26 protein-coding genes are annotated in these 26,380 nt (G+C 67.0%); 14 read left to right on the top strand and 12 right to left on the bottom strand.

Going from position 1 to position 26,380, the window contains the following annotated elements; all coding sequences use genetic code 11:
• Positions 1-295: 295 nt before the first annotated feature.
• From fliF to fliR, 13 genes are all read left to right on the top strand, one after another.
• Complete coding sequence (fliF, locus tag ACOJB8_RS20670; RefSeq protein ID WP_069264310.1) at positions 296-2,104, top strand: flagellar basal-body MS-ring/collar protein FliF; 1,809 nt, start codon at positions 296-298, stop codon at positions 2,102-2,104.
• On the top strand, positions 2,094-3,089 hold the full coding sequence (gene fliG, locus ACOJB8_RS20665; RefSeq protein WP_069264314.1) for a flagellar motor switch protein FliG: 996 nt from the start codon (positions 2,094-2,096) through the stop codon (positions 3,087-3,089). Before fliF ends, fliG begins: the two co-directional genes overlap by 11 nt.
• Positions 3,082-3,759: a flagellar assembly protein FliH gene (fliH, locus tag ACOJB8_RS20660; protein WP_069264316.1), complete on the top strand. Its 678-nt coding sequence runs from the start codon at positions 3,082-3,084 to the stop codon at positions 3,757-3,759. The genes fliG and fliH overlap by 8 nt, the downstream gene beginning before the upstream one ends.
• A complete protein-coding gene (gene fliI / locus ACOJB8_RS20655) occupies positions 3,753-5,456 on the top strand; it encodes a flagellar protein export ATPase FliI (RefSeq protein WP_475013957.1) in 1,704 nt (567 codons plus the stop codon). The genes fliH and fliI overlap by 7 nt, the downstream gene beginning before the upstream one ends.
• Entirely contained in the window at positions 5,453-5,905 is a 453-nt protein-coding gene (gene fliJ / locus ACOJB8_RS20650) for a flagellar export protein FliJ (protein WP_069264319.1), read from the top strand. Before fliI ends, fliJ begins: the two co-directional genes overlap by 4 nt.
• A 21-nt stretch (positions 5,906-5,926) precedes the next feature.
• Positions 5,927-7,489 (top strand): flagellar hook-length control protein FliK, encoded by a 1,563-nt coding sequence (locus ACOJB8_RS20645; protein WP_475013955.1) that lies wholly within the window; start codon positions 5,927-5,929, stop codon positions 7,487-7,489.
• Between the two features lie 232 nt (positions 7,490-7,721).
• Positions 7,722-8,225, top strand: coding sequence for a flagellar basal body-associated protein FliL (gene fliL / locus ACOJB8_RS20640; RefSeq protein WP_069264327.1), 504 nt, complete (start codon positions 7,722-7,724; stop codon positions 8,223-8,225).
• 46 nt (positions 8,226-8,271) lie between these two features.
• Complete coding sequence (fliM, locus tag ACOJB8_RS20635) at positions 8,272-9,270, top strand: flagellar motor switch protein FliM (RefSeq protein ID WP_069264713.1); 999 nt, start codon at positions 8,272-8,274, stop codon at positions 9,268-9,270.
• The gene (gene fliN / locus ACOJB8_RS20630) at positions 9,263-9,721 is read left to right on the top strand and encodes a flagellar motor switch protein FliN (RefSeq protein ID WP_069264329.1); all 459 of its coding nucleotides are present in this window, start codon (positions 9,263-9,265) and stop codon (positions 9,719-9,721) included. Before fliM ends, fliN begins: the two co-directional genes overlap by 8 nt.
• Positions 9,718-10,347, top strand: coding sequence for a flagellar biosynthetic protein FliO (gene fliO, locus ACOJB8_RS20625; RefSeq protein WP_410860034.1), 630 nt, complete (start codon positions 9,718-9,720; stop codon positions 10,345-10,347). The genes fliN and fliO overlap by 4 nt, the downstream gene beginning before the upstream one ends.
• A 102-nt stretch (positions 10,348-10,449) precedes the next feature.
• Positions 10,450-11,193 carry a flagellar type III secretion system pore protein FliP gene (gene fliP / locus ACOJB8_RS20620; RefSeq protein ID WP_246089067.1) on the top strand — a complete coding sequence of 248 codons (744 nt, stop codon included), beginning with the start codon at positions 10,450-10,452 and terminating at the stop codon, positions 11,191-11,193.
• 10 nt (positions 11,194-11,203) lie between these two features.
• A complete protein-coding gene (fliQ, locus tag ACOJB8_RS20615) occupies positions 11,204-11,473 on the top strand; it encodes a flagellar biosynthesis protein FliQ (protein ID WP_069264333.1) in 270 nt (89 codons plus the stop codon).
• 52 nt (positions 11,474-11,525) lie between these two features.
• Positions 11,526-12,317, top strand: coding sequence for a flagellar biosynthetic protein FliR (gene fliR / locus ACOJB8_RS20610; protein WP_069264337.1), 792 nt, complete (start codon positions 11,526-11,528; stop codon positions 12,315-12,317).
• An 84-nt stretch (positions 12,318-12,401) separates the two neighbouring features.
• Here the strand turns inward: fliR and flgL are convergent, their stop codons facing one another.
• The 12 genes from flgL to ACOJB8_RS20550 all read right to left on the bottom strand — a co-directional run bounded on the left by flgL (position 12,402) and on the right by ACOJB8_RS20550 (position 24,646).
• Complete coding sequence (flgL, locus tag ACOJB8_RS20605) at positions 12,402-13,646, bottom strand: flagellar hook-associated protein FlgL (RefSeq protein ID WP_368727171.1); 1,245 nt, start codon at positions 13,644-13,646, stop codon at positions 12,402-12,404.
• Positions 13,647-13,657: 11 nt separating this feature from the next.
• Complete coding sequence (flgK, locus tag ACOJB8_RS20600; RefSeq protein WP_475013951.1) at positions 13,658-15,664, bottom strand: flagellar hook-associated protein FlgK; 2,007 nt, start codon at positions 15,662-15,664, stop codon at positions 13,658-13,660.
• Positions 15,665-15,874: 210 nt separating this feature from the next.
• Positions 15,875-16,645, bottom strand: coding sequence for a flagellar brake protein (locus tag ACOJB8_RS20595; RefSeq protein WP_028203371.1), 771 nt, complete (start codon positions 16,643-16,645; stop codon positions 15,875-15,877).
• Between the two features lie 268 nt (positions 16,646-16,913).
• A complete protein-coding gene (gene flgJ, locus ACOJB8_RS20590) occupies positions 16,914-17,915 on the bottom strand; it encodes a flagellar assembly peptidoglycan hydrolase FlgJ (protein WP_475013949.1) in 1,002 nt (333 codons plus the stop codon).
• Between the two features lie 10 nt (positions 17,916-17,925).
• Complete coding sequence (locus tag ACOJB8_RS20585) at positions 17,926-19,086, bottom strand: flagellar basal body P-ring protein FlgI (protein ID WP_069264718.1); 1,161 nt, start codon at positions 19,084-19,086, stop codon at positions 17,926-17,928.
• Positions 19,087-19,118: 32 nt separating this feature from the next.
• Positions 19,119-19,832: a flagellar basal body L-ring protein FlgH gene (locus ACOJB8_RS20580; protein ID WP_475013947.1), complete on the bottom strand. Its 714-nt coding sequence runs from the start codon at positions 19,830-19,832 to the stop codon at positions 19,119-19,121.
• Between the two features lie 32 nt (positions 19,833-19,864).
• The gene (gene flgG / locus ACOJB8_RS20575; RefSeq protein WP_069264346.1) at positions 19,865-20,653 is read right to left on the bottom strand and encodes a flagellar basal-body rod protein FlgG; all 789 of its coding nucleotides are present in this window, start codon (positions 20,651-20,653) and stop codon (positions 19,865-19,867) included.
• Positions 20,654-20,716: 63 nt separating this feature from the next.
• On the bottom strand, positions 20,717-21,475 hold the full coding sequence (gene flgF, locus ACOJB8_RS20570; RefSeq protein ID WP_069264348.1) for a flagellar basal-body rod protein FlgF: 759 nt from the start codon (positions 21,473-21,475) through the stop codon (positions 20,717-20,719).
• 27 nt (positions 21,476-21,502) lie between these two features.
• On the bottom strand, positions 21,503-22,741 hold the full coding sequence (gene flgE, locus ACOJB8_RS20565) for a flagellar hook protein FlgE (protein ID WP_368618529.1): 1,239 nt from the start codon (positions 22,739-22,741) through the stop codon (positions 21,503-21,505).
• A 26-nt stretch (positions 22,742-22,767) separates the two neighbouring features.
• Entirely contained in the window at positions 22,768-23,415 is a 648-nt protein-coding gene (locus tag ACOJB8_RS20560) for a flagellar hook assembly protein FlgD (protein WP_083245249.1), read from the bottom strand.
• A gap of 201 nt (positions 23,416-23,616) precedes the next feature.
• Positions 23,617-24,042, bottom strand: coding sequence for a flagellar basal body rod protein FlgC (gene flgC / locus ACOJB8_RS20555; RefSeq protein WP_028203363.1), 426 nt, complete (start codon positions 24,040-24,042; stop codon positions 23,617-23,619).
• Positions 24,043-24,130: 88 nt separating this feature from the next.
• A complete protein-coding gene (locus ACOJB8_RS20550; RefSeq protein ID WP_069264353.1) occupies positions 24,131-24,646 on the bottom strand; it encodes a flagellar basal body protein in 516 nt (171 codons plus the stop codon).
• Positions 24,647-24,892: 246 nt separating this feature from the next.
• Between ACOJB8_RS20550 and flgA the strand changes: the two genes are divergently transcribed.
• Positions 24,893-26,203: a flagellar basal body P-ring formation chaperone FlgA gene (flgA, locus tag ACOJB8_RS20545; protein WP_475013943.1), complete on the top strand. Its 1,311-nt coding sequence runs from the start codon at positions 24,893-24,895 to the stop codon at positions 26,201-26,203.
• Positions 26,204-26,380 lie beyond the last annotated feature (177 nt).

The raw sequence follows: 26,380 nt of genomic DNA, 5'->3' as shown, positions 1-26,380 counted from the left end.
GAAAAGAGGACGGCAGGGTATTCCGGGGACGAGCCCCAATGCCGGAGTTTCAGCGATTGCGCCGCAATCTTCAGCGATTGCACAGCGATCCTGCGGGCCCGGCCGAGACGGCGCGCCGACAGATGCCGAATCTGGAGGAGAGCATAGCAGCGGGTCCGTTTCGGCAGCCCCGAAACTAGGGGGAAAACCCGGCTCTATTCGCGCAATCGGCTTGCCAGTGGCCCCGGATAATGCGTCTCGTGAAAGTCTCCGCCATGCAAGGCGAGACCTGGAAGCCTCCGGAGATACCCGTCGCATGGATTCGACTGCCAATTCTTTGATCAACCCCGACGCCCGCATGGGCCTCGCCACCTCTGGCGCGGGCGCCGCGCCCGGCGCTGGCGCGGGCGCAGGCCTGGGCGGCGCGGATGACCTCGGCGGCGGCTTCGCGCAACGCCTCGGCTCGCTCTCGTCGCTGCGCAACGTGCGCGGCAACCCGCGCGCGCCGCTCATTTTTGCCGTGGCGGTGCTCGTGGCCGTGGTCGCGGGTCTCGTGCTGTGGTCGCGCGCGCCCGACTACAAGGTGCTGTACAGCAACCTGTCGGACCGCGACGGCGGCGCCATCATTACTGCGCTCCAGGCCGCAAACGTTCCCTACAAGTTCTCGGACGCCGGCGGCGCCATCCTCGTGCCCGCCGAGCAGGTCAACGAAATGCGCCTGCGCCTCGCCTCCCAAGGCCTGCCGAAGAACGGTTCGGTCGGCTTCGAGCTGATGGACAACCAGAAGTTCGGCATCAGCCAGTTCGCCGAGCAGGTGAACTACCAGCGCGCGCTCGAAGGCGAGCTCGAACAAACGATTCAGTCGATCGCGAGCGTGAAGTCGGCGCGCGTGCATCTGGCCATTCCGAAGCCCTCGGTGTTCGTGCGCGAGCGCGAAGCGCCCTCCGCCTCGGTGCTCGTGAACCTGTATCCGGGCCGCATCCTCGACGACGGCCAGGTCGCCGCGATCACGCACATGGTGGCTTCGGCCGTGCCGGACCTGCCGGTGCGCAACGTGACGGTGGTCGACCAGGACGGCAACCTGCTCACGCAGAGCGCCACGGGCGTAGGCCTCGATGCCTCGCAGCTCAAGTACGTGCGCCAGGTCGAGCACGACACCCAGGCGCGCATCGATGCGATCCTCGCGCCCCTGTTCGGCGCCGGCAACGCACGCTCGCAGGTGAGCGCCGACCTCGACTTCTCGAAGCTCGAGCAGACCTCCGAGGCCTACGGTCCGAACGCCAATCCGCAGGCCGCCGCCATCCGCAGCCAGCAGCAGAACATTTCGACGGAAATGCAGCAAAGCGGCGCGGGCGGCGTGCCCGGCGCGCTCACGAACCAGCCGCCGCAGCCGGCTTCGGCGCCCATCAGCGCGCCGGCGGGTGCCAACGGCGCGTCGGCTCCGGTGCCGGTCTCCGATCATCGCGACACCACCACGAACTACGAGCTCGACAAGACCGTGCGCCACTATCAACAAGCGCCGGGCGACGTGAAGCGCCTGTCGGTCGCCGTGATCGTGAACTATCAGCCGAAGATGGACGCCAAGGGCCACGCCACCATGCAGCCGCTCGACGCGCAGAAGCTCGCGCAGGTCGAGCAGCTCGTGAAGGACGCCATGGGCTACGACGCCAAGCGCGGCGACTCGGTGAACGTGGTGAACGCCGCGTTCCAGACCGAAGTGGACCCGAACGCGAACCTGCCGTGGTGGCGTCAACCGGACATCCTCGCCCTTGCCAAGCAGATCGCGACGTGGCTCGGCATTGGCGCGGTGGCTCTCTTCCTCTATTTCGTGATGGTGAAGCCGGCGCTGCGCCGCGCGTTCCCGCCGCCCGAGCCGGTTGCGCCCGCGCTGCCCGGCATGGGCGACGGCGAGCCGCTGATGCTCGACGGTCTCCCCGAAGCGGTGCGCATCGGCGGCACCGGCGCGGAAGGCGAAGACAGCGCGGAAAGCGAAGCCGCCCTGCTCGCCTTCGAAAACGAGAAGAACAAGTTCGAACGCAACCTGGAATACGCGCGCAACATCGCGCGCCAGGATCCGAAGATCGTCGCAACCGTCGTGAAAAGCTGGGTGAACGATGAACGCTGAAGGCGCAACCAAGAGCGCGCTGCTGCTCATGTCGATCGGCGAGCAAGAGGCCTCCGAGGTCTTCAAGTTCCTCGGTCCGCGCGAAGTGCAGAAAATCGGCGCCGCCATGGCGGCGCTCAGGAACGTCAAGCGCGAAGAGATCGAAGTCGTGCTGCAGGAATTCGTCAAGGAAGCCGAGCAGCACACCGCCTTCTCGCTCGACTCGAACGACTACATCCGCAACGTGCTCAACAAGGCGCTGGGCGAGGACAAGGCCGGCGCGATCATCGACCGCATTCTGCAAGGCGGCGACACGAGCGGCATCGAAGGCCTCAAGTGGATGGACTCGGGGTCGGTGGCCGAACTCATCAAGAACGAGCACCCGCAGATCATCGCGACGATCCTCGTGCACCTCGACCGCGACCAGGCATCGGAAATCGCTTCGTGCTTCACCGAGCGTCTGCGCAATGACGTGCTGCTGCGTATCGCGACGCTCGACGGCATCCAGCCGCAGGCGCTGCGCGAACTCGACGACGTGCTCACGAACCTCCTCTCGGGCAGCGACAACCTCAAGCGCAGCCCGATGGGCGGCATCCGCACGGCGGCCGAAATCCTCAACTTCATGACGAGCCAGCACGAAGAAGGGGTGATCGAGAACGTCCGCCAGTACGACGCGGAACTCGCACAGAAGATCATCGATCAGATGTTCGTGTTCGAGAACCTGCTCGACCTCGAGGACCGCGCGATCCAGCTGCTGCTCAAGGAAGTCGAGTCGGAGTCGCTCATCATTTCGCTCAAGGGTGCGCCGCCCGCGCTGCGCACCAAGTTCCTCTCGAACATGTCGCAGCGTGCGGCCGAACTGCTCGCCGAAGACCTCGACGCGCGCGGTCCGGTGCGCGTGTCGGAAGTCGAGGCACAGCAGCGCCGCATCCTGCAGATCGTGCGCAACCTCGCCGAGAGCGGCCAGATCGTTCTAGGCGGCAAGGCAGAAGACGCTTATGTCTGACACGAGCTCCGCGAACAGCCATCGCTCGGCGTACCAGCGCTGGGAGATGGCCTCGTTCGACCCGCCGCCTCCCCCGCCGCCGCCGCCCACGCCCGACGAAACCGCGGCGTTCGAGGCCCAGCTCCATGCGCTGCGCGACGCGGCCCACCAGGAAGGGTTGCGCTCCGGCCACGTGGCGGGCCAGGCGCTCGGTTATCAGGCCGGGCACGAACAGGGCCGCCAGCAGGGCTTCGAGCAGGGCCAGGCCGAGGCGCGCGCGCAGGCGGCACAGCTCGCGGCGCTCGCCAGCCGCTTTAGCGACGCACTCGAAACGGCGCAGGCCGGCGTGGCCGAGACGCTCGTGGAACTCGCGCTCGACATCGCGCAGCAGGTCGTGCGCCAGCACGTCCAGCACGACCCGACGGCGCTCGTCGCCGTCGCGCGCGAAGTGCTCGTGGCCGAGCCGCAACTCGCCGGTTCCCCGCAGCTCGTGGTGAGCCCCGCCGATCTGCCGATCGTCGAGGCTTATCTGCTGGACGACCTTCAGACGCGCGGCTGGAGCGTGCGCACCGACCCGACCATCGAGCGCGGCGGCTGCCGCGCGCAGGCCGCGACGGGCGAAACCGACGCCAGCATCCGCACGCGCTGGGAGCGCGTCACGGCCGCGCTCGGCAAGGCACGGCCATGGTGAACCACCCGCAACCGCCGAGCCATCAGACCATCCACACGGGCGGTCTCACGCCGCTCGAGCAGGAACTCGCGCTCGCCTCGTTCGGCCCGCTCGCGAGCGACCCGGCACAGCTTGGCGCGTTGCTCGTGGGCGACCTCGACATTCCGGGCATTCCGGCCAAACGCGAGGCACGCGAGCAAGGCGCCATCGATGCGATCGACGCCGCGCTCGCCGCGGACGCCGCCGATGCGCCGCCAGGCATGACGGATCACGGCGCGCCGGTCGTGGCGGCCGAAACCCCGAGCGCACCCTACGTACCGCCGGCGAACTACGACCCGGCCAACCCGTTCCTGACCTCGTGGAACGCGCAACTGCGCGGCGTGCGCGAGCGCAACGCGCTCGCCCTGCCGCTGCGCGGCTGCGGGCGCCTCACGCGCGCGGCGGGCCTCGTGCTCGAAGCCGTGGGGTTGCGCCTCTCCGTGGGCGCCGAGGTGATGATCGAGCTGCCGCCGGGCAGCTCGCTGCCGATGGCCGAAGCGGAAGTGGTCGGCTTCGGCGGCGACAAACTCTTTCTGATGCCGACGACCGAAGTCGCGGGCCTCTTGCCCGGCGCGCGCGTCTGGCCGCTGGAAACCGCGCCGATCGCCGACCCGAAGGCCGGTGCGAAACGCCTGCCGGTGGGCTGGGGCATGCTCGGCCGCGTGGTCGATGCCTCGGGCCGCCCGCTCGACGGCCTGGGCCCCTTGAACACCGAGGCCGATGCGCCGCTCACCGCGCCCGTCATCAATCCGCTGAACCGCGAGCCGATCCACAAGGTGCTCGACGTGGGCGTGCGCGCGATCAACTCGCTGCTCACGGTCGGGCGCGGCCAGCGCATGGGCCTCTTCGCGGGCTCGGGCGTCGGTAAATCGGTGCTGCTCGGCACGATGGCGCGCGCAACCAGCGCGGAAGTCATCGTGATCGGCCTGATTGGCGAGCGGGGCCGCGAAGTGAAGGAATTCATCGAGCAGATCCTGGGCGAGGATGGCCTTGCGCGCTCGGTCGTCGTGGCCGCGCCGGCCGACGTTTCGCCGCTCCTGCGCTTGCAGGCCGCCGCGTACACGACGTCGCTGGCCGAATATTTTCGCGACCAGGGCAAGCACGTGCTGCTGCTCATGGACTCGCTCACGCGTTACGCGATGGCGCAGCGCGAGATCGCGCTCGCCATCGGCGAGCCGCCCGCGACCAAGGGCTATCCGCCTTCGGTGTTCGCCAAGCTGCCGGCGCTCGTCGAGCGCACCGGCAACGGCCCCGAGGGCGGCGGCTCGATCACGGCGTTCTACACCGTGCTCACCGAAGGCGACGATCAGCAGGACCCGATCGCCGACTCGGCGCGCGCGATTCTCGACGGCCATATCGTGCTCTCGCGCGCGCTCGCCGAAGCGGGGCATTATCCCGCCATCGACATCGAGGCCTCGATCAGCCGCGCGATGACCGCGCTGATCGACGACCAGCATCTGAACCAGACGCGCGCGCTCAAACAGATGCTTTCGCGCTACCAGCGCAACCGCGACCTCATCAACGTGGGTGCGTACGTGAGCGGGCGCGACGCCGTGCTCGACCGCGCGATCGCGCTGTATCCGCGCATCGAGGCCTTTCTTCAGCAGGGTTTTCGCGAAACCGCGAACTATGATCAGAGCGTCGAGATGCTCGGCCAGCTGATTGGAGCCAGGACATGACGAAACAAACCGCGCTGCAAACCTTGATCGGCCTCGCGCAAGACGACGTCGACGCCGCCACGCAGAAGCTCGGGCGCGTGCAGCGCGAGCGCGTCGAGGTCGAAAAGCAGCTCCAGGCGCTCATCACCTACCGTGACGAGTACCACACGCGTTTCACCGAATCGGCGCGCAGCGGCATGGCTGCAGGCAACGTGCGCAACTTCCAGGCGTTCATCGACACGCTCGACGCGGCGATCGAACAGCAGCGGCGCCTGCTCGAGCAGGCCACCGCGCGCGTGGAAGCCGCCAAGCCCGAGTGGCAGCGCAGCAAGCAAAAGCTCGGCTCGTACGAGGTGCTGCAAACCCGCCATGACGATGTGCAGGCCCGCAAGGACGCCCGCCGCGAACAGCGCGACGCCGACGAGCACGCCGCCCGCGTGCTGCGTATGCGCACGTCGCAACATCCGTAACACGTTTTCGAGGCCGCCAGTATGTCGCTCCTCTCTTCCCTTTCTTCGCTGTTCGGCGCCGCCACGGACGCCGTGACGGGCAATTCCACCTCGAACGCCGTGTCGAACACGGCAGCGAACGCCATTAGCCAGGCCGATGCCGCCAGCCAGGGTTTCGCGCAGACGCTGCAGCAGCAGATGAACGCGCAAAGCGCGCAGGCGAACCAGAACGCCCAGGCGGCGCAAAGCGCGCAGTCGAATGCGTCGGCGCAGTCCAATTCGAACACGTCGAGCAGCAGCGCCTCGCAAAGCAGCAGCAGCAACAGCGGTGCTTCGCAGACGCCCAGCTCGAGCTCGAGCCAGTCCTCGCAGGGCACCTCGAGCGCCGATCACCGCGCCGCCGCCGCGCGCACCCAGCAAAAGCAGGCCACTGACGCAGGCGCGCAGGCCGCCGCGGCTCAAGCCCAGCAGGCGCAGCAAACGCAGCAAGCGCAGCAGGGCCAGCAGACCCAGGACAACATGAGCACCGACACGAACGCCGACGGCAGCCAGGCGAGCAGCGACAGCACGCTCGCCGGCGTCGCCTCCGCGGCGGCAGCAGCGGCCGCCACGGCAGCCACAGCAGTTGCCGGCGCGGCAGGCGACGGCACGGCCACGGGCAGCGCCGCGAGCAGCGCCTCGACGTCGGTGCACGACGCCCTGCAAGCCGCGCTCGCGCAACTGCGCGGCGGCGCGGCTACGCTCGCCACGCATGCGGCGAGCACGGCCGGATCGGCTGCGAATGGCGCAACCACGGCCAGCACGGGCTCGGGTTCGAACATCGTCAGCAGCTTCGCCTCGCATTTGAGCGCGACCGCCCAGAGCAAGGCGTTCAGCACGGCCGCAAGCAGCGGCGCGAGCGCCGACGCGGCCAAGGGCGCCACGACAGCCGCGACCGACGCCGCGAAGGCCGCCACCGACGCGCTCACGGCAGCGGCGCAGCAGCAGGCAGGCGCCGCCACGCAGACCGACGCCACGGCGAGCACCGCGACGACCGACGCGCTCGCCGCGACCCAGGCCGCGGCGGTCGCCGCCGCGACGGCCGCGCAGGCTCAGGCCGCCCAGGCGGCCAGCGCAAGCGCGAATCCGGCGGCGGCGGCCGCCTCCGCGTCGATCGCGCCGCAGGTCGGCACGAACGACTGGGAAGACGCGCTCAGCCAGAAGGTCGTGTTCCTCTCGAACGCACACCAGCAGTCGGCGGAACTCACGCTCAATCCGAAGGATCTCGGACCGCTCCAGGTCGTGCTGCAGGTCTCGGACACCCACGCGCACGCCCTCTTCGTCTCGCAGCACCAGCAGGTGCGCGAGGCCGTCGAGGCGGCCCTGCCGAAGCTGCGCGAGGCCATGGAGCAAAACGGCATCGGCCTTGGCAGCGCGAGCGTGAGCGACGGCTTCTCGCGCCAGATGAACCAGCAGGCGCAGCAGGACGGCAGCGGTTCGGGCCGCTCCGGCCGTTCCGGTTCCGGCTCGGGCAGCACGCTCGCCGCAACGGATGCCGTGGACGAGACGAGCAGCGCCGCGAGCGTCACGCAGCGCTCCGTCGGCCTGATCGACACCTTCGCCTGACACCTTCCTGACACCCTGCCTTACGCAGCCGCGCCCAGCGGCTGCGCGCCCTGACCTCTCGTCCTTGCGCGCCCGGCTTGCCGCGGCGCGCAACAAAACCACGAGATAGCCGGAATTCCCCCGTCTATTCCTCCCATCGCTGAAAGGCAAAAGCCGGAACAATGCAGCATGCCCGGACTGACCACCAGGTCGGTGCCCCGGACCCTTGCAAGCATCCAGGCTGACTTTCGACATGGCGACCACCACCGCATCCCAGCAAGCCGCGCCCCAGGGCGCGAAACCCGGACCGATGAAGCGCATTATCGTCATCGCGCTCATTGCGATCCTCGCCGCCGCCGCGGCGGGCGGCGCGACGTGGTTCTTCATGTCGCGCCACACGGCGAGCGCGCCGGTCACGCCGACCGCCGCGCCGCCGGCAATGCCCGTGTACTACGCGCTCGAGCCGATGACCGTCAATCTGCAGGCCGACGACGGCGAGTCGCACTACCTGCGCATCGGCCTCACGCTCAAGCTCGACAACCAGGCCACCCAGGACGCGCTCGTCGCGCGCATGCCCGAGATCCGCAGCCGCTTGTTGCTCGCGCTCTCGAACAAGCATCCGTCCGACCTCGCACCGCTCGACGGCAAGCGTGCGCTCGCCACGGAACTCGCCGTGCTGATCTCGCAGCCTGCCGGCGCGAACGAGAAGCCGATGCACGTCGACGACGTGCTGTTCACCGAATTCGTCGTCCAGTGAGCGTGACTGACATGATTCCCGCGATGGAGGGCCAGTCATCATGACGATGGGTCACGACGAGTTCATGTCCCAGGAGGAGGTCGATGCCCTCCTCAAAGGCGTCACCGGCGAAGTCGATTCCGATTCGAGCGGCTCGGAGAAGCAGGGCGTACGGCCCTACAACATCGCGACGCAGGAACGTATCGTTCGCGGCCGGATGCCCGGCCTCGAAATCATCAACGAGCGCTTTGCGCGCCTGTTGCGCGTCGGCATCTTCAATTTCATGCGCCGCACCGCCGAAATCTCGGTCGGTCCGGTGCGCGTGCAGAAGTACAGCGAGTTCACCCGCAACCTGCCGATCCCGACGAACCTGAACCTCGTGCACGTGAAGCCGCTGCGCGGCACGTCGCTGTTCGTGTTCGACCCGAACCTCGTGTTCTTCGTCGTGGACAACCTGTTCGGCGGCGACGGCCGTTTTCACACGCGAGTGGAAGGCCGCGACTTCACGCAGACCGAACAGCGCATCATCGGCAAGCTGCTCAATCTCGTGTTCGACCACTACACGACCGCGTGGAAAAGCGTGCGGCCGCTTCAGTTCGAATACGTGCGTTCTGAAATGCATACGCAGTTCGCAAACGTTGCCACGCCCAACGAGATCGTGATCGTCACGCAGTTCTCGATCGAATTCGGGCCGACGGGCGGCACGCTGCACATCTGCATGCCGTACTCGATGATCGAGCCGATCCGCGACGTGCTCGCCTCGCCGCTGCAAGGCGAAGTGCTCGACGTGGATCGCCGCTGGGTGCGCGTGCTCTCGAAGCAGGTGCAGGCCGCCGAAGTCGAGCTCACGGCCGACCTCGCGCAGGTGCCCGTGACGTTCGAGCAGATCCTGAACATGAAGAAGGGCGACGTGCTGCCCATGAACATCGCAGAGCACATCACCGCCAAGGTGGACGGCGTGCCCGTGATGGAGTGCGGCTACGGAATTTTCAATGGTCAATACGCGTTGCGGGTCCAGAAGATGATCAGCGCAGCCGACACGATGAAGGAAGGTGGATATGAGTGACATCAACGGCACGAGCGCAGACGAGCCGGTGCTCGACCCGGGTTTCGAGGCTGCGGCGCCGGAAGCGGGCAGCGACTCGATGGACGACTGGGCGAGCGCGCTTGCCGAGCAGAACAGCAACGAAGCGCCCGCCGCGCAACCGGCGGCCGTGTTCCAGCCGCTTTCGAAGGTCGATTCGACCAGAACGGCCAACGACATCGACATGATTCTGGACATTCCCGTCCAGATGACCGTGGAGCTGGGCCGCACCAAGATCGCCATCCGCAACCTGCTGCAACTCGCGCAGGGCTCGGTCGTGGAACTCGACGGCATGGCCGGCGAGCCGATGGACGTGCTCGTGAACGGCTGCCTCATCGCCCAGGGCGAAGTGGTGGTCGTGAACGACAAGTTCGGCATTCGTCTCACCGACATCATCACGCCGTCCGAGCGGATCCGGAAGCTGAACCGATGAAACCCCAGGCTGTTCCCGGCGCCAACGCGCGACGCACGCAGAAGTCCCGCGGCGCGCGCGTGCTGCGATTCTCGTGGCGCCTCGCTGTACACCTTTCGCTCGCCGGCGCGGCCGTCTTCGCGGTCATGAGCGCGCGAGCCGCCGACCTTCAGGCGCTCAACGAAGCCACGCGCGCGGCATCGGCTGCTTCGGGCGCATCCGCCGTGATCGCCGGCAGCGCGGTCCCCGCGCTCGGGTTCGGCGCGGTGGTGCAGACGGTGCTGGGTCTGGCGCTCGTGATTGCCGTGGTATTCGGCTGCGCCTGGCTCGCGCGGCGTCTCGGCCTCCAGGGCGGCCCGAAGAACGCGCTCGTGAAGACCGTGGGCGGCGCATCGCTCGGCGGCAAGGAGCGCGTGGCCGTCGTCGAGATCGGCGATACCTGGCTCGTGCTGGGCGCCGCGCCCGGCAACGTGCGCCTGCTCCACACGCTGCCCGCGGGTGAGCTTCCCGCAGGCGTCGCAGCGGCCGCTCCCAACGCCCCTGCCCTCTCGGGCACCTTCGCACAGCGCTTTCGTGACGCGCTGAAAAGCGAGGCGAACAAACGCATCAACGCGCGTTTCATGCGTCACGACGGCGGAGCGCAGTAAATGCACGGCAGTTCCCTTCATGCGCCGGGCGCAGGCGGCGATGTCCGCGCGCGCGCGGCTACCCTCGCGAAGATCGCCAGAACGGCGCTTCCGTTCGCGCTGATGCTCGGCGCGGGCGCCTTCGCCCTCGCGCTGCCGCACCTGGCGCACGCGCAGAGCGCGGGCGGCCCGCAAGGCCTCCCCGCCTTCAACACGAGCCCCGGCCCCAACGGCGGAACGACGTACTCGCTGAGCGTGCAGACGATGCTGCTGCTCACGATGCTGTCGTTCCTGCCGGCGATGGTGCTGATGATGACGAGCTTCACGCGCATCATCATCGTGCTCTCGCTGCTGCGCCAGGCGCTCGGCACGACGACCACGCCGCCCAACCAGGTGCTCGTGGGCCTGGCGCTCTTTCTCACGCTGTTCGTGATGTCGCCGGTGCTCGACAAGGCCTACAACGACGGCTACAAGCCGTTCTCGGCCGGCACGATTTCGATGGACGACGCCGTGGCGCGGGGTGTCGCGCCCTTCAAGACCTTCATGCTGCGCCAGACCCGCGAGTCCGACCTCGCGCTGTTCGCGCGCATCTCGCACGCGGCGCCCATGCAGGGACCCGAGGACGTGCCGCTCACGCTGCTCGTGCCCTCGTTCGTCACGAGCGAGCTGAAGACGGGCTTCCAGATCGGCTTCACGATCTTCATCCCGTTTCTCATCATCGACCTGGTGGTGGCGAGCGTGCTGATGTCGATGGGTATGATGATGGTGTCGCCCGCGACGATTTCGCTGCCGTTCAAACTGATGCTGTTCGTGCTGGTGGACGGCTGGCAACTGCTGATCGGCTCGCTCGCGCAGAGCTTTACCTGAGGACACAGACATGACGCCCGAAATGGTCATGACGCTCTCTCACGAGGCGATGTATGTGGCGCTCCTGCTTGCTGCGCCGCTCCTGCTCGTCGCGCTCGTGGTGGGCCTGGTGGTGAGCCTTTTCCAGGCGGCCACGCAGATCAACGAATCCACGCTCGCATTCATCCCGAAGCTGGTCGCCATCGCGGTCACGCTCGTGATCGCCGGCCCGTGGATGCTCACGACGATGCTCGACTACATGCACCGCATCTTCACGAGCATTCCGCAGCTCGCGGGCTAAGCGCAGCCCCGGCCGCCCCTCTGCGCTTTCGGCGCTCGTCTTCCGGCACACGATGTTTACGGTCACCTACGCGCAGCTCAACGCCTGGCTCACGGCCTTCCTCTGGCCGTTCACGCGCATTCTGGCGCTCGTGGCGGTCGCGCCGTTGGTGGGCAACCGCTCCGTGCCGACGCGCGTGAAGATCGGCCTCGCGGGCTTCATCACGCTGATCGTCGCGCCTACGCTCGGCGCGATGCCGCAAGTCACGGTGTTTTCCGCCGAGGGCGTGTGGATCCTCGTCAACCAGTTCCTGATCGGCGTGGCGCTCGGCTTCACGATGCAGCTCGTGTTCGCGGTCGTCACCGCGGCGGGCGACATGATGAGCCTCGGCATGGGTCTGGGCTTCGCGAGCTTCTTCGACCCGCAGGCCAACACCAGTTCGCCCGCGCTCTCCTCCTGGCTGAACATGATGGCGATGCTGGCCTTCCTCGTGTTCGACGGCCATCTGCAGATGATTGCGGCGCTCGTCGCCACGTTCCAGACGCTGCCGGTCACGGCAAGCGTGCTCGGCGCCTCGGGCTGGCAGCTGATCGCCAGCTATGGCGCGACGATCCTCACCTCGGGCCTGCTGCTTTCGTTGCCGGTGGTGGTAGCGCTTCTCATCACCAATCTGTCGCTCGGCATTCTGAACCGCGCGGCCCCGCAAATCGGTATCTTCCAGATCGGCTTCGCGCTCACGATGCTCGTGGGCCTGCTGCTCATTCAGCTGATGATGCCGAACCTGATTCCCTACTTCGCGCGCCTGTTCGACAGCGGTATCGACCAGATGGGCCGCGTGGCCGGCGCGCTGCGGCCGCACGGTTGAAACGCGCCTCGCACGACGCGCGCGCAGCGCAATAAAAAAGCGGATCGGAATCCGCTTTTTTTTCGACCGCTCAATGCCTCACGATCAAGGATTGATGTACTGGAACAGCGAGAGATTTTGCGTTGCCGCGAAGCTCTTTTGCGAAGCCGTGAGCGCGTTCGACAGCTGCTCGAACTGGCTGATCGCGGCCACTGTGTTGGTGCTCGTGAGGTCGGTGAGGTTCGACGTGACCTGCAGCGAGTTGGTCGACGTGACCGTTTGCAGCGCCTTCACTTCCTGCTCGCGGCCGCCCACGGAAGCCTGCACCGTGATCACGTTCGACAGCGAGTTGCCGATCTGCGTGAGGCCCGTGTTCAGCGCATTGTTGAGGTTCGCGACCGCGGCGGTGGAGCCGCTCGTGGGCGTGTTCAGCGCAGCGATGATGCTGTCGATGCTCGCGAACACGTCCGTGTTCTGCGACGCCGTGGCCGGCGTGACCGAGAACGAGTCGCCCGCACTGGGCGTACCCGACATCGTCACGCTCATGCCCGAGCCGAGCGAGATTGGATTGCCTTCGGTGTAATTGGCCGGCGTCGTGGTCGTCGCCGGGCTGACGCTGTTGTCGGTCACCGTGTAGGTGAGCGCGCCCGTGGTCGCGTCGGTGGCGAACGCGATCGAGTAGTGGTCGTTGTTGGTCGCCTGGGTCGGGTCCGTCACCGTCACGCCGCTGATCACGCCCGTGCCCTTGTTCGACGAACTGCCCGAGGCCACGTTGGCCGAACCCACGGCCTGCACGCTCTGGAACACCGTCGTGCCCGTGTCGCCGACCGCGATGTTGCGCGTGCCGGCCACCTGCATCACGCGCTGGCCCGCGTCGCCGTTGTAAGTCACGCCGCCGCCCGACTTGTTCGAAAACACCTGCGAGGTGCTCTGGAAGCCCGAGAAGATGTAGTTGCCCGCGCCGTCCGTGGTATTGGCGAGCGTGAGCAGCTGGTTGCGGTCGCCTTGCATCTGCTGGGCGATCGCCTGGCGCGCCTGGTCCGTGAGCGAGCCGTTCTGCGCTTCGATGATGAGCGAGTGAATGCTCTGCATCGTGCTCGTCACGCTCGAGAGCGTCGTGTCCTCGAGCTGCAGCGCAGTGAGCGCCGTGGTCTGGTTCGACGTGTACTGCGTGAGCGTCGCGCTCGTGGCGGAAAGCGTCACGGCCTGCGCGGCGCCGAGCGGATTGTCGCCCGGGTTCGAAATCGCCACGCCGGTCGAGATCTGCTGCTGGACCTGAAGGAGCTGGGACTGCTGGTTCTCCATCGTCGACAGACTGGAGGAAAAAATCTGGGAAGTCGCGATACGCATGGGTCAGCGCCTCACTGGAAAATGCCGAGCAGGGTCTGGAACAGCGATGCCGCCGTCTGGATCACCTTGCTGTTGGCCTGATAGAGCTGTTGATACTGCAGCAGGTTCGCGGCTTCCTCGTCGAGGTTCACGCCCTGCACCGACTGCTGCTGCGAGGTGAGCTGCGTCACGAGCGACTGCTGCGACGTGTTCGACGCCTTGAGCTGGCTTGCCGTGTCGCCGATCGAGTTCACGTAGTTCGCATACGCCGTGGTGAGCGTGGTCGATCCCGTGTACGCCGTGCTTGAGGTGAGGTTCGCGAGCGCGAGCGCGTTGCGGCCGTCCTGCGTGCCGCTCTTGTTGCCCGCCACCGTGAACGTGTCGTTGTTCGAGGGCGTGCCCGTCATCGTGAAGCTTGCGTTCGTGACGGTGCCCGTGGAATCCATGATGGCGATCGTCGCGCCCGTGGTGGCGTCGTAGCTCACCGGCGTCGTGCTGCTCGTGATCGTGTACGTCGTCGGCGTGCTCGAGCCGGCCACGGTGACCTGCACCTTCGAACCGACGGGGAAACCGCTCAGCGTGCCGGTCGTGGTGCTCGTCGAGGCGTATGAGAGCGTGACAGGCAGCGCGCTGGTCGAGTAACCTGCGCCGACCGTGCCCTGCGAAACCGTGGCCGTGCCTGCGTTCTTCGTGGACGCCGACACGACGACCGGCGTGGCCGCCGCGATCGCCGCGGGGTCGCTGGTCGCGACCGAGAAGCTCGCGAGTGCGCCGGCCGTCGGCTGGATCATGAACGAGTCGCCCGCGCTCACCGTGCCCGAAGGCGTAATCGAAAAGCCGCCGATCTTGATCGGCGCGGTGCCGTTCGGCTGGGTCGCGACCAGCGAGTTCGTCGTCGTGTCGGTGAGGTTCCAGTTCGTGCCGTCGTAGCTCAGCTTGTAGTTGTCGGTGAGCGGCTGCGTGCTGTTCGTGAGCGTCGCGCTGACCGTGGTCTGCGTGTCGGGATTCGTCGAGCTGGCCGTGACGAGCGGGTTGCCCACCGTGAACAGGTTGCCGCCCGCACCGCCCGAGAGCGTGAGGCCGAGTGCGTTCTGCGAGTTCACCTGCGCGGCGAAACTCGTCACGATCGCGCCCAGTTGCGACTCCGCCGGATCGAGCGTGGACGAGACGAACGAAACGAGGCCGCCCACGGTGCCGCCTTGCAGTGCGGCCGACGACAGCACCTGCGGCGCGCCTTGCGATGCGGCGCTCGCGCCATTCAGGCCCTGCCAGGTCACGGCCAGTTCCTGCGGGTTGGTGCTCGAAGGCTGCGTGCCGAGGTTGTAGCTCTGGCTGCTGACCACGAGCGGCTGGCCGTTGCCGAGGAACACGCTGTAGCCGGTGCTGCCCTGCACGACCTGGACGCCCACGAGCTGCGAGAGGTTCGCGACCGCTTGATCGCGTTGATCGAGCAGCTGGTTCGGCTGTTGGCCGCTCGAGCTCGCGGACGTGATCTGCGCGTTGAGGTTCGCGATCTGCTGCGTGTAGGTGTTGATTTGCGAGACCGCGCTCGTGAGCTGCGTGTTCACGCTCTGGCGCATCGCGTCGTACTGCTGGCTCGCGGCGTTGATCTGGGTGGCGAGCGTCTGCGCGTCGGAGAGCACGGTTTGCCGCGCTGCGGTATCCGAAGGCGAATTCGAGACGTTCTGCAGGCCCGTGAAGAAGTTCGTGATCGCGGTGGCGATGCCCGAGGTCGGGCTCCCCACGAGGTTGGAGAGCTGCGTGGCGAGGTTGTACGAAGCCGTGTACGAGCTGCTGGCCGTCTGCGCATTGTTGACGGCCGTCGTGAGGTACTGGCTGTACGCGCGCTGCACGGTCGCGGTGGTGACGCCGCTGCCGAGATAGCCGTTCGACGTGTACTGGCCTGCCGATTCCTGGTACACGGGCTTCTCGACGGTGTAGCCCGCGGTCGTCGAGTTGCTGATGTTCTCGCCGGTGGTCGAGATACCAATCTGCGCCGCCTGCAGGCCGCTCAGACCGATCGAGAAAATGTTGGACATGCGTAATCCTCGAAAGCGGCCTGCCCCCCTGGCAAACCGCGTGGTGTACTCACGGTATAACGGCAACGCACTGCAAAAATTGAGCGCCCGATGGGGACGAAAACGTTAGCGAGTGGGCGCGTGCGCGGCTGCCGCGCGGCGGGCGCGCCGGCGCAGCATGCGCTGCGCCGTCCGGGGTGTGGCGGATCGTGCGGGCGAGGCGCGTGCCGCTCAGGCACGCGCGAGCGCGCGGCGCTTCATCTCGAGCTGCGTGATATAGCGCTGCAGCGTGTTCTCGGAGGCGCCGGGCAGCGCGTCGAAGCGAAAGCCCATGTGATAGCGGCGGTCGCCGTTGGGCAGATCGATGAAGCGCAGCACGACGAGCGCGAGATCCACGCGCAGCTTGCCGTGCGCCCGCAGGTCGAGTTCGACGTCGGGCAGCACGAGCCCCATGGCGAGGTCCGCGACGCGCTCCTCGGTCGTACGCAGTCCGAGGCCGCCGAGCGAGAGGTCATGCACCTCGTACGCAAAGCGCGGGCCGCCGCTCGGCAGCTCGCCGCGGCAGATGCACGGCTCGAGCACGGGCGTGTCGACGCGGAAGTACTCGCGCCGCTGCACGTAGAACAGCACTTCGGGGAAATCGGCTTCGAACGCGGGGTGCCCTTCGAACTCGGTGCGCCGCGGCGTAGCCGTCTTGAACTCCACGCGTACGCCGTCGGGCGAGGCGTGGAACAGGCACTCGGGCGCCGCGAGCACGCCCGTGTTCTGCTCGGGCATCGCGCCCCAGTCGAACACGAAAGTGCGCTCGCGTCCGTTGACGGCCAGAATGCGCGTGACGAGCTGTCCGCCGCGATACTGGAGGGTCAGGAAGTCGCCGCGATTGACGAGATTGCGTAGCTGGACGCCGATCTCGAGCGGATTGCGGCGCCCAAAATCGTGGGAGCCGTCGGCACCCTCGGCGCCCTCGCCTGCTTCCTGTGGATTCGACTGAACGGTATTCATCGGCCTGCCGGAAATTCGTGAACGTGCCGGCGCGAGAGCGGACCCTTTCCGCCCGCGCCGTTCGGGCGGTCCGACCGCCCGGATTGCTTTTCCATCTCGCCTGCATTAGCGGCAGACATGACGAAAAATTTAGGGATTGGGCGTAAAAAAAATGTGCCTTTTCCCTGCATGAAACACGCGTGCGCAGCTTCTTCCGGCAACTGCGCCGAGCCAACGTTTGCGGTTGCCTAATTGACGTCAACCGTGGCGCCGGGCGTCGAATCGATCTTCAGGCCATCCGCTGCATGATGGTCAGCAGCTTTTTCGCATAGTGCGGGTCGGTCGCGTAGCCCGCGCGCTGCATGCCGTGCGCGAAGCCTTCGGCGCTCTTCGAGCCGTTGATCACCGACGCGTAGCGCGGATTGTTCTTGAGCAGCGTGGCGTAGTCGGTCATCGCGTCTTCGTACGAGTCGTAGGCGCGGAACTTCTCCACCACACGATGCGGCTGGCCGTTCACGTACTCGGTCGTGACCGTCGAGACGCTCTTGCCGGTCCAGTCCTTGGTCGCCTTGATGCCGAACACGTTGTGGCTCGCCGAGCCGTCGGCGTTCTTGATCTCGCGCTTGCCCCAGCCCGATTCGAGCGCAGCCTGGCCGAGAATGAAGCGCGCCGGGATGCCCGTGGTCGAGCTGGCCTGCTGCGCGGCGTTGGCGAGCTTGTCGACGAAGGCGTCCACCGAAGCGTCGCCGTTGCCCTTGACCGGCGGCGTGAGCGCGCTGTTGCCGCTGTAGCCCGAGCCGTTGGCGAGCGCGCCATTGGCGGCAGCGTTGCCGTAGGCGCGGCCGAGCGCATTGAGCATGGCGAGGTTGCCCTCGCTCGCGTCCTTGCCCGAAAGCCCCGAGATCGCGCCCGCCACGCCGCCCGCACCACCGGCACCACCCGCGCCATCGGCACCGGCAGCGCCCCCCATGCTGCGCATGAGTTGCTTGAGCATCGCGTTCGCCACGCCGATGCCCTTGTTCGACATCTGCTGGGCGAGCTGCTGATCCATCATCGAGGTGAACTGCGCGCCGTCGTGCGAGTCGAGCGGGCCGTCGTCGGGCGTCGCGTCGCGCATGCTCTTGAGCATCATCTGCGTGAAGACCGCGTCGAACTGCTTCGCGGCCATCTTCACGCCCTGCTGGGGCGAGGCGTTCGCCGCGGCGCGCATCGAGTCGAAGCCCTGCACGTCGAGCGCGAAGCGGTTGGTGAGGTCGAGGCTGCCGCCGCCGATGTTCTTCGTATTATCCAAGTTACACCCCTTAGATGATCTCGAGGTCGGCGCGCAGTGCGCCCGCCGCCTTCATCGCCTGCAGGATCGACATCAGATCCGCCGGCGTGGCGCCCAGCGCGTTGAGCGCTTTCACGACCTCGGCGAGATTGGCACCCGCCGTTACGAGCTTGAGCGACCCGTTGTCCTGCTTCAGCTGGATCTGCGACTGCCGCGTCGCCACCGTCTGGCCATTGGAAAACGCACCGGGCTGGCTCACCGCCGTCTGCGTGTTCACGACGACCGAGAGATTGCCGTGCGCGACCGCGCAGCTCTCCAGCGTCACCATCTGGTTCATGACGATCGAGCCGGTGCGCGCGTTCAGGATCACCTTCGCGGCCGGCGTGGCCGGATTCACGTTGAGGTCCTGGATCTGCGCGATGAAGCCCACCTGCGACCCCGGATCGGCCGGCCCGTGCACCTGTATCGTGCGGCCGTCGAGCGGCGAGGCCGTGCCCGGGCCGAACATGTTGTTGACGGCCGAGACGATGCGCTGCGTCGTGTCGTAGTCCATGTCGTTGACGGTCAGCGTGAGCAGACCGCCTTGCTGCGAAACCGGCGAGATCACCGCGCGCTCGACGATCGCACCGCCGGCAATGCGCCCCGCGGCGAGCTGGTTCACCTGCACCTTGCTGCCGTTGGCCGAGGCGCCCGCGCCGCCCACGGCCACGTTGCCCTGCGCGAGCGCGTAGACCTGGCCGTCGGCGCCCTTGAGCGGCGTGAGCAGCAGCGTACCGCCGCGAATGCTCTTCGCGTTGGCGAGCGACGACACCGTGATGTCGATCTGCTCGCCCGGCCGCGCGAACGGCGGCAGCACGGCCGTCACCATCACGGCGGCGACGTTCTTCAGCTGCATGTTGTTGAGCGTCGACGAGGAACCCGACGAGCTCGACGTGTTGTTGATCGAGATGCCGAGGTTCGCGAGCATGTTCGCGAGCGTCTGCGTCGTGAACGGCGCCTGGGTCGTCTGGTCGCCGGTGCCGTCGAGACCCACCACGAGGCCGTAGCCGATGAGCGGGTTGTCACGCACGCCCTGGAACGTCGCGAGGTCTTTCACTCGCTCGGCGCGCGCCGGCGTCGCGTAGGCGACGAGCGCACCGCAGGCCACCACGAAGCCGAATGCCACGCCGAGCGCGGCGAGCACGTCCTTCATGCGCGAGCGGCGCGAACGATGGAAGCGGATCTTCACCATGGCGCGATGTTCAGGAAAAAGCGTTGCAGCCAGCCCATCGTCTCGGCCTCGTCGATCACGCCTTTCGCGGAGTATTCGATCTTCGCGTCGGCGACGTCGGTCGATAGCACGGAGTTGTCTCCGGCAACGGTGTTCGGATTGACGACGCCGGAAAAGCGCACGTATTCATTGCCCTGGTTGATGAGCATCTGCTTCTCGCCGGACACGACGAGATTGCCGTTGGGCAGCACGTTCGTCACGGTCACGGTAATGACGCCCGTGAACGTGTTCGAAGCGTTCGCGCCGCCCGTGGCGTCAAACTGGTTCGCGCCCGTCGTATTCAGGTTCGCGCGGTTGAAGAAGCCCGGCAGGAAGTTCGCGGTGCCCGAGAAGCTGGCGCTGGTGCCGCGCTTGGTGGCCGCGCCCGACGACTTGGTCGCATTGATGTTTTCGGAGATGACGATCGTGAGGATGTCGCCGGTATTGCGCGGACGCTGGTCCTCGAAGAGCGGCCGTCCCGCGTAGCCGGGGTTGTAGATCGCGCCCGGCGAGGTGTTCGCGGGCGGCGGGGGCGGCACGGCCGTCATGGGCTGCTGCGTGATCGGCTGCCGGTTGGGTAGGTAGGCGCAGCCCGCCAGCATCGCGAGCGCCACAGCCGCCACGAACGGCCGGGGGGTGCCCGGATGCCGCGCGCGGATGCGAGGATGGTTTCGAACGGACTGCGACATATTCTTCACCGACTTGATTAACCAGGGAGACCTCAGACCTGCATCTGGCTGAGGGTTTGCAGCATCTGGTCAGAAGTGGTGACCGCCTTGCTGTTGATTTCGTAGGCGCGCTGCGTCTCGATCATGTTCACGAGTTCCTGCACGACGTTCACGTTCGACGATTCCACGTAGCCCTGGTTGAGCGTGCCCGAACCATTCTGGCCCGGCGTGGAAACCGTGGGCGCGCCCGACGATGCCGTTTCCGACAACAGGTTCTGCCCGTTCGACTGCAGGCCGGCCGGGTTGATGAACATGGCGAGCTGCAGCGTGCCGATGGTCGTGTTATTGCTGGAGCCCGGCGTCGTGACCGTGACCACGCCGTCGCTGCCGATGGTGAGCGAGGTGGCGTTGGCGGGCACCGTGATCGCCGGCATCACCTGGTAGCCGCTCGCCGTCACGAGCTGGCCTTGCGCGTTGGTCTGGAACGAGCCGTCGCGCGTGTAGGCCGTCGTGCCGTCGGGCATCTGCACCTGGAGGAAGCCGGCGCCGTTGATCGCCACGTCCTTCGAGTTGCCGGTCTGCTGCAGGTTGCCCTGCGTATAGAGACGCTCGGTCGCCACCTGCTGCACGCCCGTGCCCACCTGGCTGCCCGAAGGCAGTTCGGTTTGCTGGGTCGAGTTCGCACCCGGCTGGCGCAGCGTCTGGTACATGAGGTCCTCGAACACCGCGCGCGAGCCCTTGAAGCCATTGGTGCTCACGTTCGCGAGGTTGTTCGAGATCACGTCCATCTGCGCCTGCTGGGCGTTCATGCCGGTGGCGGCGATGTAGAGCGATCGGTTCACGGTGTCTTTCTCCCGGTCCGGCCTCGCGCTGCGCGAGGCGGCCTTCATTTAACTTGAAATGGCTTAGCTGAAGTTGAGCAGCTGGTTCGCGCTCTGCTCGTTCTGGTCCGCGTTCTGGAGCAGCTTGGTCTGCATCTGGAACTGGCGCGCGTTGGTGATCATCGAGACCATCGCCGCCACCGGGTTCACGTTGCTGCCCTCGAGCGACTCGGTTGCGACCTGGACGGTCTGGTCCGCGTCGGCGGGGTTGCCGTCCGACGTGTGGAACAGGCCGTCGTCACCGCGCGTAATCGCGCCTGCCGGCGGGTTGACGAACTTGATCTGGTCGATCATGGCGATCGCGTTGGCGGGGCTGCCCGGCGCGATGGCCGATACCGTGCCGTCCTTGCCGATCGTGATCGCCGAGCCCGGCGGCACCGCGATCGGGCCGCCGCCGCCGATCACCTGCAGGTTGTTGGCCGTGACGAGCTGGCCGTTTTCATCGACGTGCAGATTGCCCGCACGCGTATAGGCCTCGTTGCCGTCGGCCGTCTGCACGGCCATGAAACCCTGGCCTTGAATCGCGATGTCGAGCGGGTTGCCGGTATGCGAGATCGCACCGGGCGTCATGTCCGAGCCAGGCGTTGCCGAGAGCACGTAGGTGCGCGTGGTCTGGTCGTTCACCGTCGAGCCGTCGCCGAACGACATCGGCACGGCGCGAAAGTTGGCGAGCTGCGCGCGAAAGCCCGTGGTCGAGACGTTCGCGAGGTTGTTCGCGACGACGGCCTGCTGCTCGAGCGCCTGGCTCGCGCCCGTCATCGCGGTATAGATCAGTCGGTCCATGATGTGCCCGGTACGTGGTTAGCCGCGTTACATCTGCAGCAGCGTCTGGTCGACGGTCTGCTGCGTCTTGATGGTCTGCGCGTTCGCCTGGTAGTTGCGCTGGGCCGTAATCAGGTCGACGAGCTGGTTCGTCAGGTCGACGTTCGACGCTTCGAGCGCGCCGCCCGTGAGCGTGCCGTGGTTCGTGCTGCCCGGCGTGGAGACCTGCGCGACGCCCGAGGCCGCCGTTTGCTGGAACTGGTTGCCGCCCAGGTTCAAAAGGCCGTTCGGGTTGTTGAAGTTGGCGAGCACGATCTGGCCGAGCGACATGGTCTGGCCGTTCGAGTAGTTGCCGGTGATGGTGCCGTCCGCGGCGATCGAGAAGTTCGACAGCGTGCCGCTCGCGTAGCCGTCCTGGGCGAGGTTGTTCACGCCGTTGGCCGAGCCGTACTGCGTCGTGCCCGCGAGGTCGAGCGTCAGCGACTGGGGCTTCGTGGAGCCGTCCGTCGGGTTGATGTTGAAGCTGAACGACGTGGTGCCGTTGGTCGTTGCCGGGGCGCTGGCCGTGATGCTCTGGAGCGCGCCGGACGAGCTGAACTGTGCGGTGCCGAGCTTCGTCACCGAGCCCGGCTGACCGGCATACACGTCCCACTGGCCGCTCGTCGCGTCTTTCGCGAAATACATGTTGACCGTCTGTGCGCCGCCGAGCGTGTCGTAAGCCGTGACCGACGTCGAATACGTGTAGCTCGTCGAGTCGGTTTCGCTGAAGGTCGTCGTGGTAGGCGTCGTGGCCTGCGCGTTCAGGTTCAGCTGCGCCGTGATGTTCTTGGTCGCAACCGGCGCGATGTTGGTGGTCGGCACCTGCAGCGGCACGGTCTGCGCGGTGTTGATCACGCCCGTCGAACTGGCGGCATAGCCCATCAGGTCGTTGCCCGACGCGTCGGTGATAAAGCCGTTCTTGTCGAGCTGGAACACGCCGTTACGCGAATACGTGATCGTGCCGTTGTGCGACATCTGGTAGAAGCCGTTGCCGTTGATGGCGACGTTCAGCGCCTGGCCCGTCGTGCTGATCGTGCCTTGCGCGAAGTCCTGCTGCACGGTCTGGAGCGAGGCGCCGAGGCCGATCTGGTTGCCCACCGACGTCGCAATGGTGTTCGCGTAGACGTCGGCGAACTGCGCCGTGCTCTGCTTGAAGCCGACGGTGTTCGCATTGGCGATGTTGTTGCCGATCACGTCGAGGTCGTTCGACGACGCGGCGAGGCCGCTCAATCCTTGCTGGTAGCCCATGGTTGTCTACTCCGCGTTTATCGTGTTCAGAGAATGGCGCCGACGCTCGTAAGCGCGACGGTCTTGCCGTTGGCGAGCGAGAGGCTCGGGGTGCCGTCCGACTTCTGGACCACGCCCTGCACCTGGCTCGCGACGAGCGCGGTTGCCGTGGCTGACTGGCCGTTGGTCGTCGCGCTGGCGCTGATCGTGTAGGTGCCGTCGGCGACCGTATTGCCCGAGCTGTCCTTGCCGTTCCAGGTGACCGGCACGGTGCCGGCCGACTGCGCGCCGAGGTCGAGCGTGTTGACGACCTGGCCTGCCGAATTGGTGATCGTGAGCTTCACGTCCGAGACCGCCGAAGGCAGCGTCACGCCGAGCTGCGGCGCGCTGCCGCTCGACACGGCGGCGCTGCTGCCCGGGGCGAGCACGGTCGAGCCGATCAGCAGCGCGGCCTGCGCGTTCTGGCCCGCCGAAAGCTGCGTGGAGAGCGACGACAGCGACGTGTTGAGCTGCTGGATGCCCGACACCGTGTTGATCTGGGCGAGCTGCGAGGTCATCTGCGAGCTGTCCATCGGATTGGTCGGGTCCTGGTTCTGCAACTGCGCGACGAGCATCCGCAGGAACGTGGACTGCAGGTCGCTCGCGCTCGTGCCGCTCGACGACGCCGACGACGAACTCGAGCTCGTGCCGTTCATGGTGTCGAGCAGTTGCTGCGACACGGTGGCGGTGCTGCCGCCGATGGTTGTGTTGCTGGAACTCAACGCGTTCTCCCTCGATTGCGCTTCGTGCTTTGGCGTGTGGTGGTGGCAGGCGCTGCTTCATTTCGCGCCCGCTGGTCTCTGTATGTACTGCAGTGTCCGTACTGACTGCGGCTTGCCGTGCTTCAGGTTGCCGCTTTACGTTCCGATCGTGAGCGTCTTGAGCATCAGCGTCTTGGCCGTGTTCAGCGTTTCGACGTTGGCCTGGTACGAGCGTGACGCCGAGATCATGTTCACCATCTCCTGCACCGGATCGACGTTCGGCATCGTCACGTAGCCGTCCGCGTTGGCGGAGGGATTGTCGGGGTCGTAGGTCTCTTTCATGGGCGTGGGGTCGTCCACCACGCCGGTCACCCTGACGCCGCCCACCTGCTGGCCCGAGGCCGTGCGCGCGCCGCCGAGCGGGTTCACTGCGAACACGACCTGCTTCGCCTTGTACGGTTGGCCGTCGGGGCCGGTCGTGCTGTCGGCGTTGGCGAGGTTGGACGCCGTCACGTTCAGGCGCTGCGATTCCGCCGTCATGGCGGAGCCCGCAACGCTGAAGATGTTCATCAGGGATGGCATGGTTTCGTAGACCTCACATCAGGTGCGCGTCACGCGCGCGTTGGTCGTTCATGGCTTCGTTACTGCGTCTTCCGGTTGCGTGCGGCGATCAGCTCGAACCCGAGGTGATCGCGGAGAGCATCGTCTTGATCTGCTGCGAGACCACCGTCATGCCCGACTCGAAGTGCAGCGCGTTGTCGGCGAACTGCACGCGCTCGGTGTCGAGATCGACCGTGTTGCCGTCGAGCGCGGGCTGCACCGGCGTGCGGTACATGAGCTGGCTCTTGTAGGTGTCGGCGGGGCCGCCCGTCGGGATCAGCTTCGCGTCGCCGGCCATGTGGCCCGACTTGGTCGACGCCATCTGCATGCCGCTCGTCACGCCCGCGGGCTGCGCCATGGCGAGCGGCTGGGCGTTGCCGCCCGAGGTGGCCTTCATGCCCACCGTGCCGCCGGCGCCCTGCTGGCGCAAAGCGCCGGCGAGCGACGCCGCGAAGTCCACGTCGCGCGCCTGGTAGCCCGGCGTGTCGGCGTTCGCGATGTTCGAAGAGATCAATGCCTGGCGCGTGGCGCGCACATCGAGCGCTTCGCGCCCAAAGGCGAATTCGGCATCGAGTTTGTCCAGCATTGGGCGTTCTCCGTGAAACGAAAAGGATTCGGCGTGAGCGCGGCGGGCTCGCCAGGCGGCGGGGAAACCGGCGCAAACGTTAGGCGCGTGGTCCGAAGGCCTTTGCGCATGGAGTGGAATATTAGGCGGGGGTGGCAAGAACCAATCGGACGAATAGCCGGTAAAGCGCCCCTCTATTCGACGCAAGCGCGCGGGGGGCGCCGCCTAGAATGCGAGGCGTGTCAATGCAATCGATGGAGAACGACAATGCCGCAGACTGCCCCTTTCCGTAGGCCGCACGCCGGCCTGGAGCGGCGTGCGCGCGCGCTGTCGTGGCGCGCGTCCTGGACATGCGTGCTGGCCTGCGCCCTTGGCAGCGCGCTCTTTGGCGGCACGCTCGCTCATGCACAAACTCCGGCGCAACCTGAAGCCGCCGGCGGCCAGATCTTCATTGCGGGCCCCGGCGACCGCTCGGGCGCCGACGCCGCGCAGATGAACGCGATGCTCGCGAGCAATGCGAAGAAGCCCGCCGCGGCTGTAGCCAGCGTTGCTCCCGCCAATGAGGCCGCACCGCTGCGCGCGGCCAGCTACGCCGATCTGAATTCGCGCGGCGTGCCGGAGGATGCACGCGCGGGCGTCGAGTCGAACGGCATGATCACGATACCGGGTCCCGGCGAGCGCGCACCCCAAGGCGACGCGCCGCGCATCGTCACGGTTCCCGCGCCGGGCGCGAGCGCCCAGCCCATGCGCGTGCCGGCGGCCAACGCGAACAACGCGAACAACGCGGGCACGCTGCAGCGCGTGAACCTGTCTACCGCACCGAACCGCGTCGCCCCGGTGGTCGTGGACGCCGGCGCGGCGACGCTCGCGAAGCCGGTTGCCAGCGCAAGCGCCGGCGCGCCGCCGAATCTCAATACCAGCGCCGTCGCCACGAACGTGCAGGCCACGCCGCCGGGCCAGCAGGACGGCGAATCGATCCGCGCCGCCGCGCTCGCCTTCCTGCAGCAGCAGTCGGCTGGCTTGCCGGGCCACGTGAGCATCACGGTCGCGCCGGTGTTTCCGCGTGGCCTCGCAGCCTGCACGTCACTCGAGCCGTTCATGCCGCCGGGCGCGCGCACCTATGGCCACACGACCGTGGGCGTGCGCTGCATCGGCGCGAAGCCGTGGACGCTCTATGTGAGCGCGCGCATTGCGGTGGACGTGACCTACTACGTGGCCTCGCGTCAGATCGGCGCGGGCGAGGCGCTTTCGGCCGCCGATTTCATGCCGCGCGCGGGCGACCTCGCGAACCTGCCGCAGACCATCATCACCGATCCCAACCAGGCGACCGGCGCCGTCGCGCTCGCCCGGATTTCCGCGGGACTGCCGCTGCGCACCGACATGTTGCGCAGCGCCGCCTCGGTGGTCATCGGCCAGACGGTCAAGGTGATTGCCGTGGGCAGCAACTTCACGATCTCCGCCGAGGGCAGCGCGCTCAACAACGCCGAGCCGGGCCAGCAGGTGCGCGTGCGCACGAGCGGCGGCCAGATCATCTCGGGCGTGGTCAAGGACGCGGGTACCGTGCAGGTGCAGATCTAGGGCCGGTAAGCGCTGGCAAGGGCCGGATCAGGGCGCGCCGAGCCCCGTCCGGCGGCCCGATCCGGCCGTCTCCGGCTTTGTGCGCCAGCACACGTAACAGCATGTAACGGTGGGATTTTTCGGCTAAAGTTCGGCCCGACCTGTGCCGTTATCAAGGTCAAATCGATCAGGAACGCC

Source organism: Paraburkholderia sp. BR10141 (genome assembly GCF_056155635.1).
Note: the sequence above shows the minus strand (reverse complement) of the source record. Positions and strands in the feature narration are given on the sequence as shown.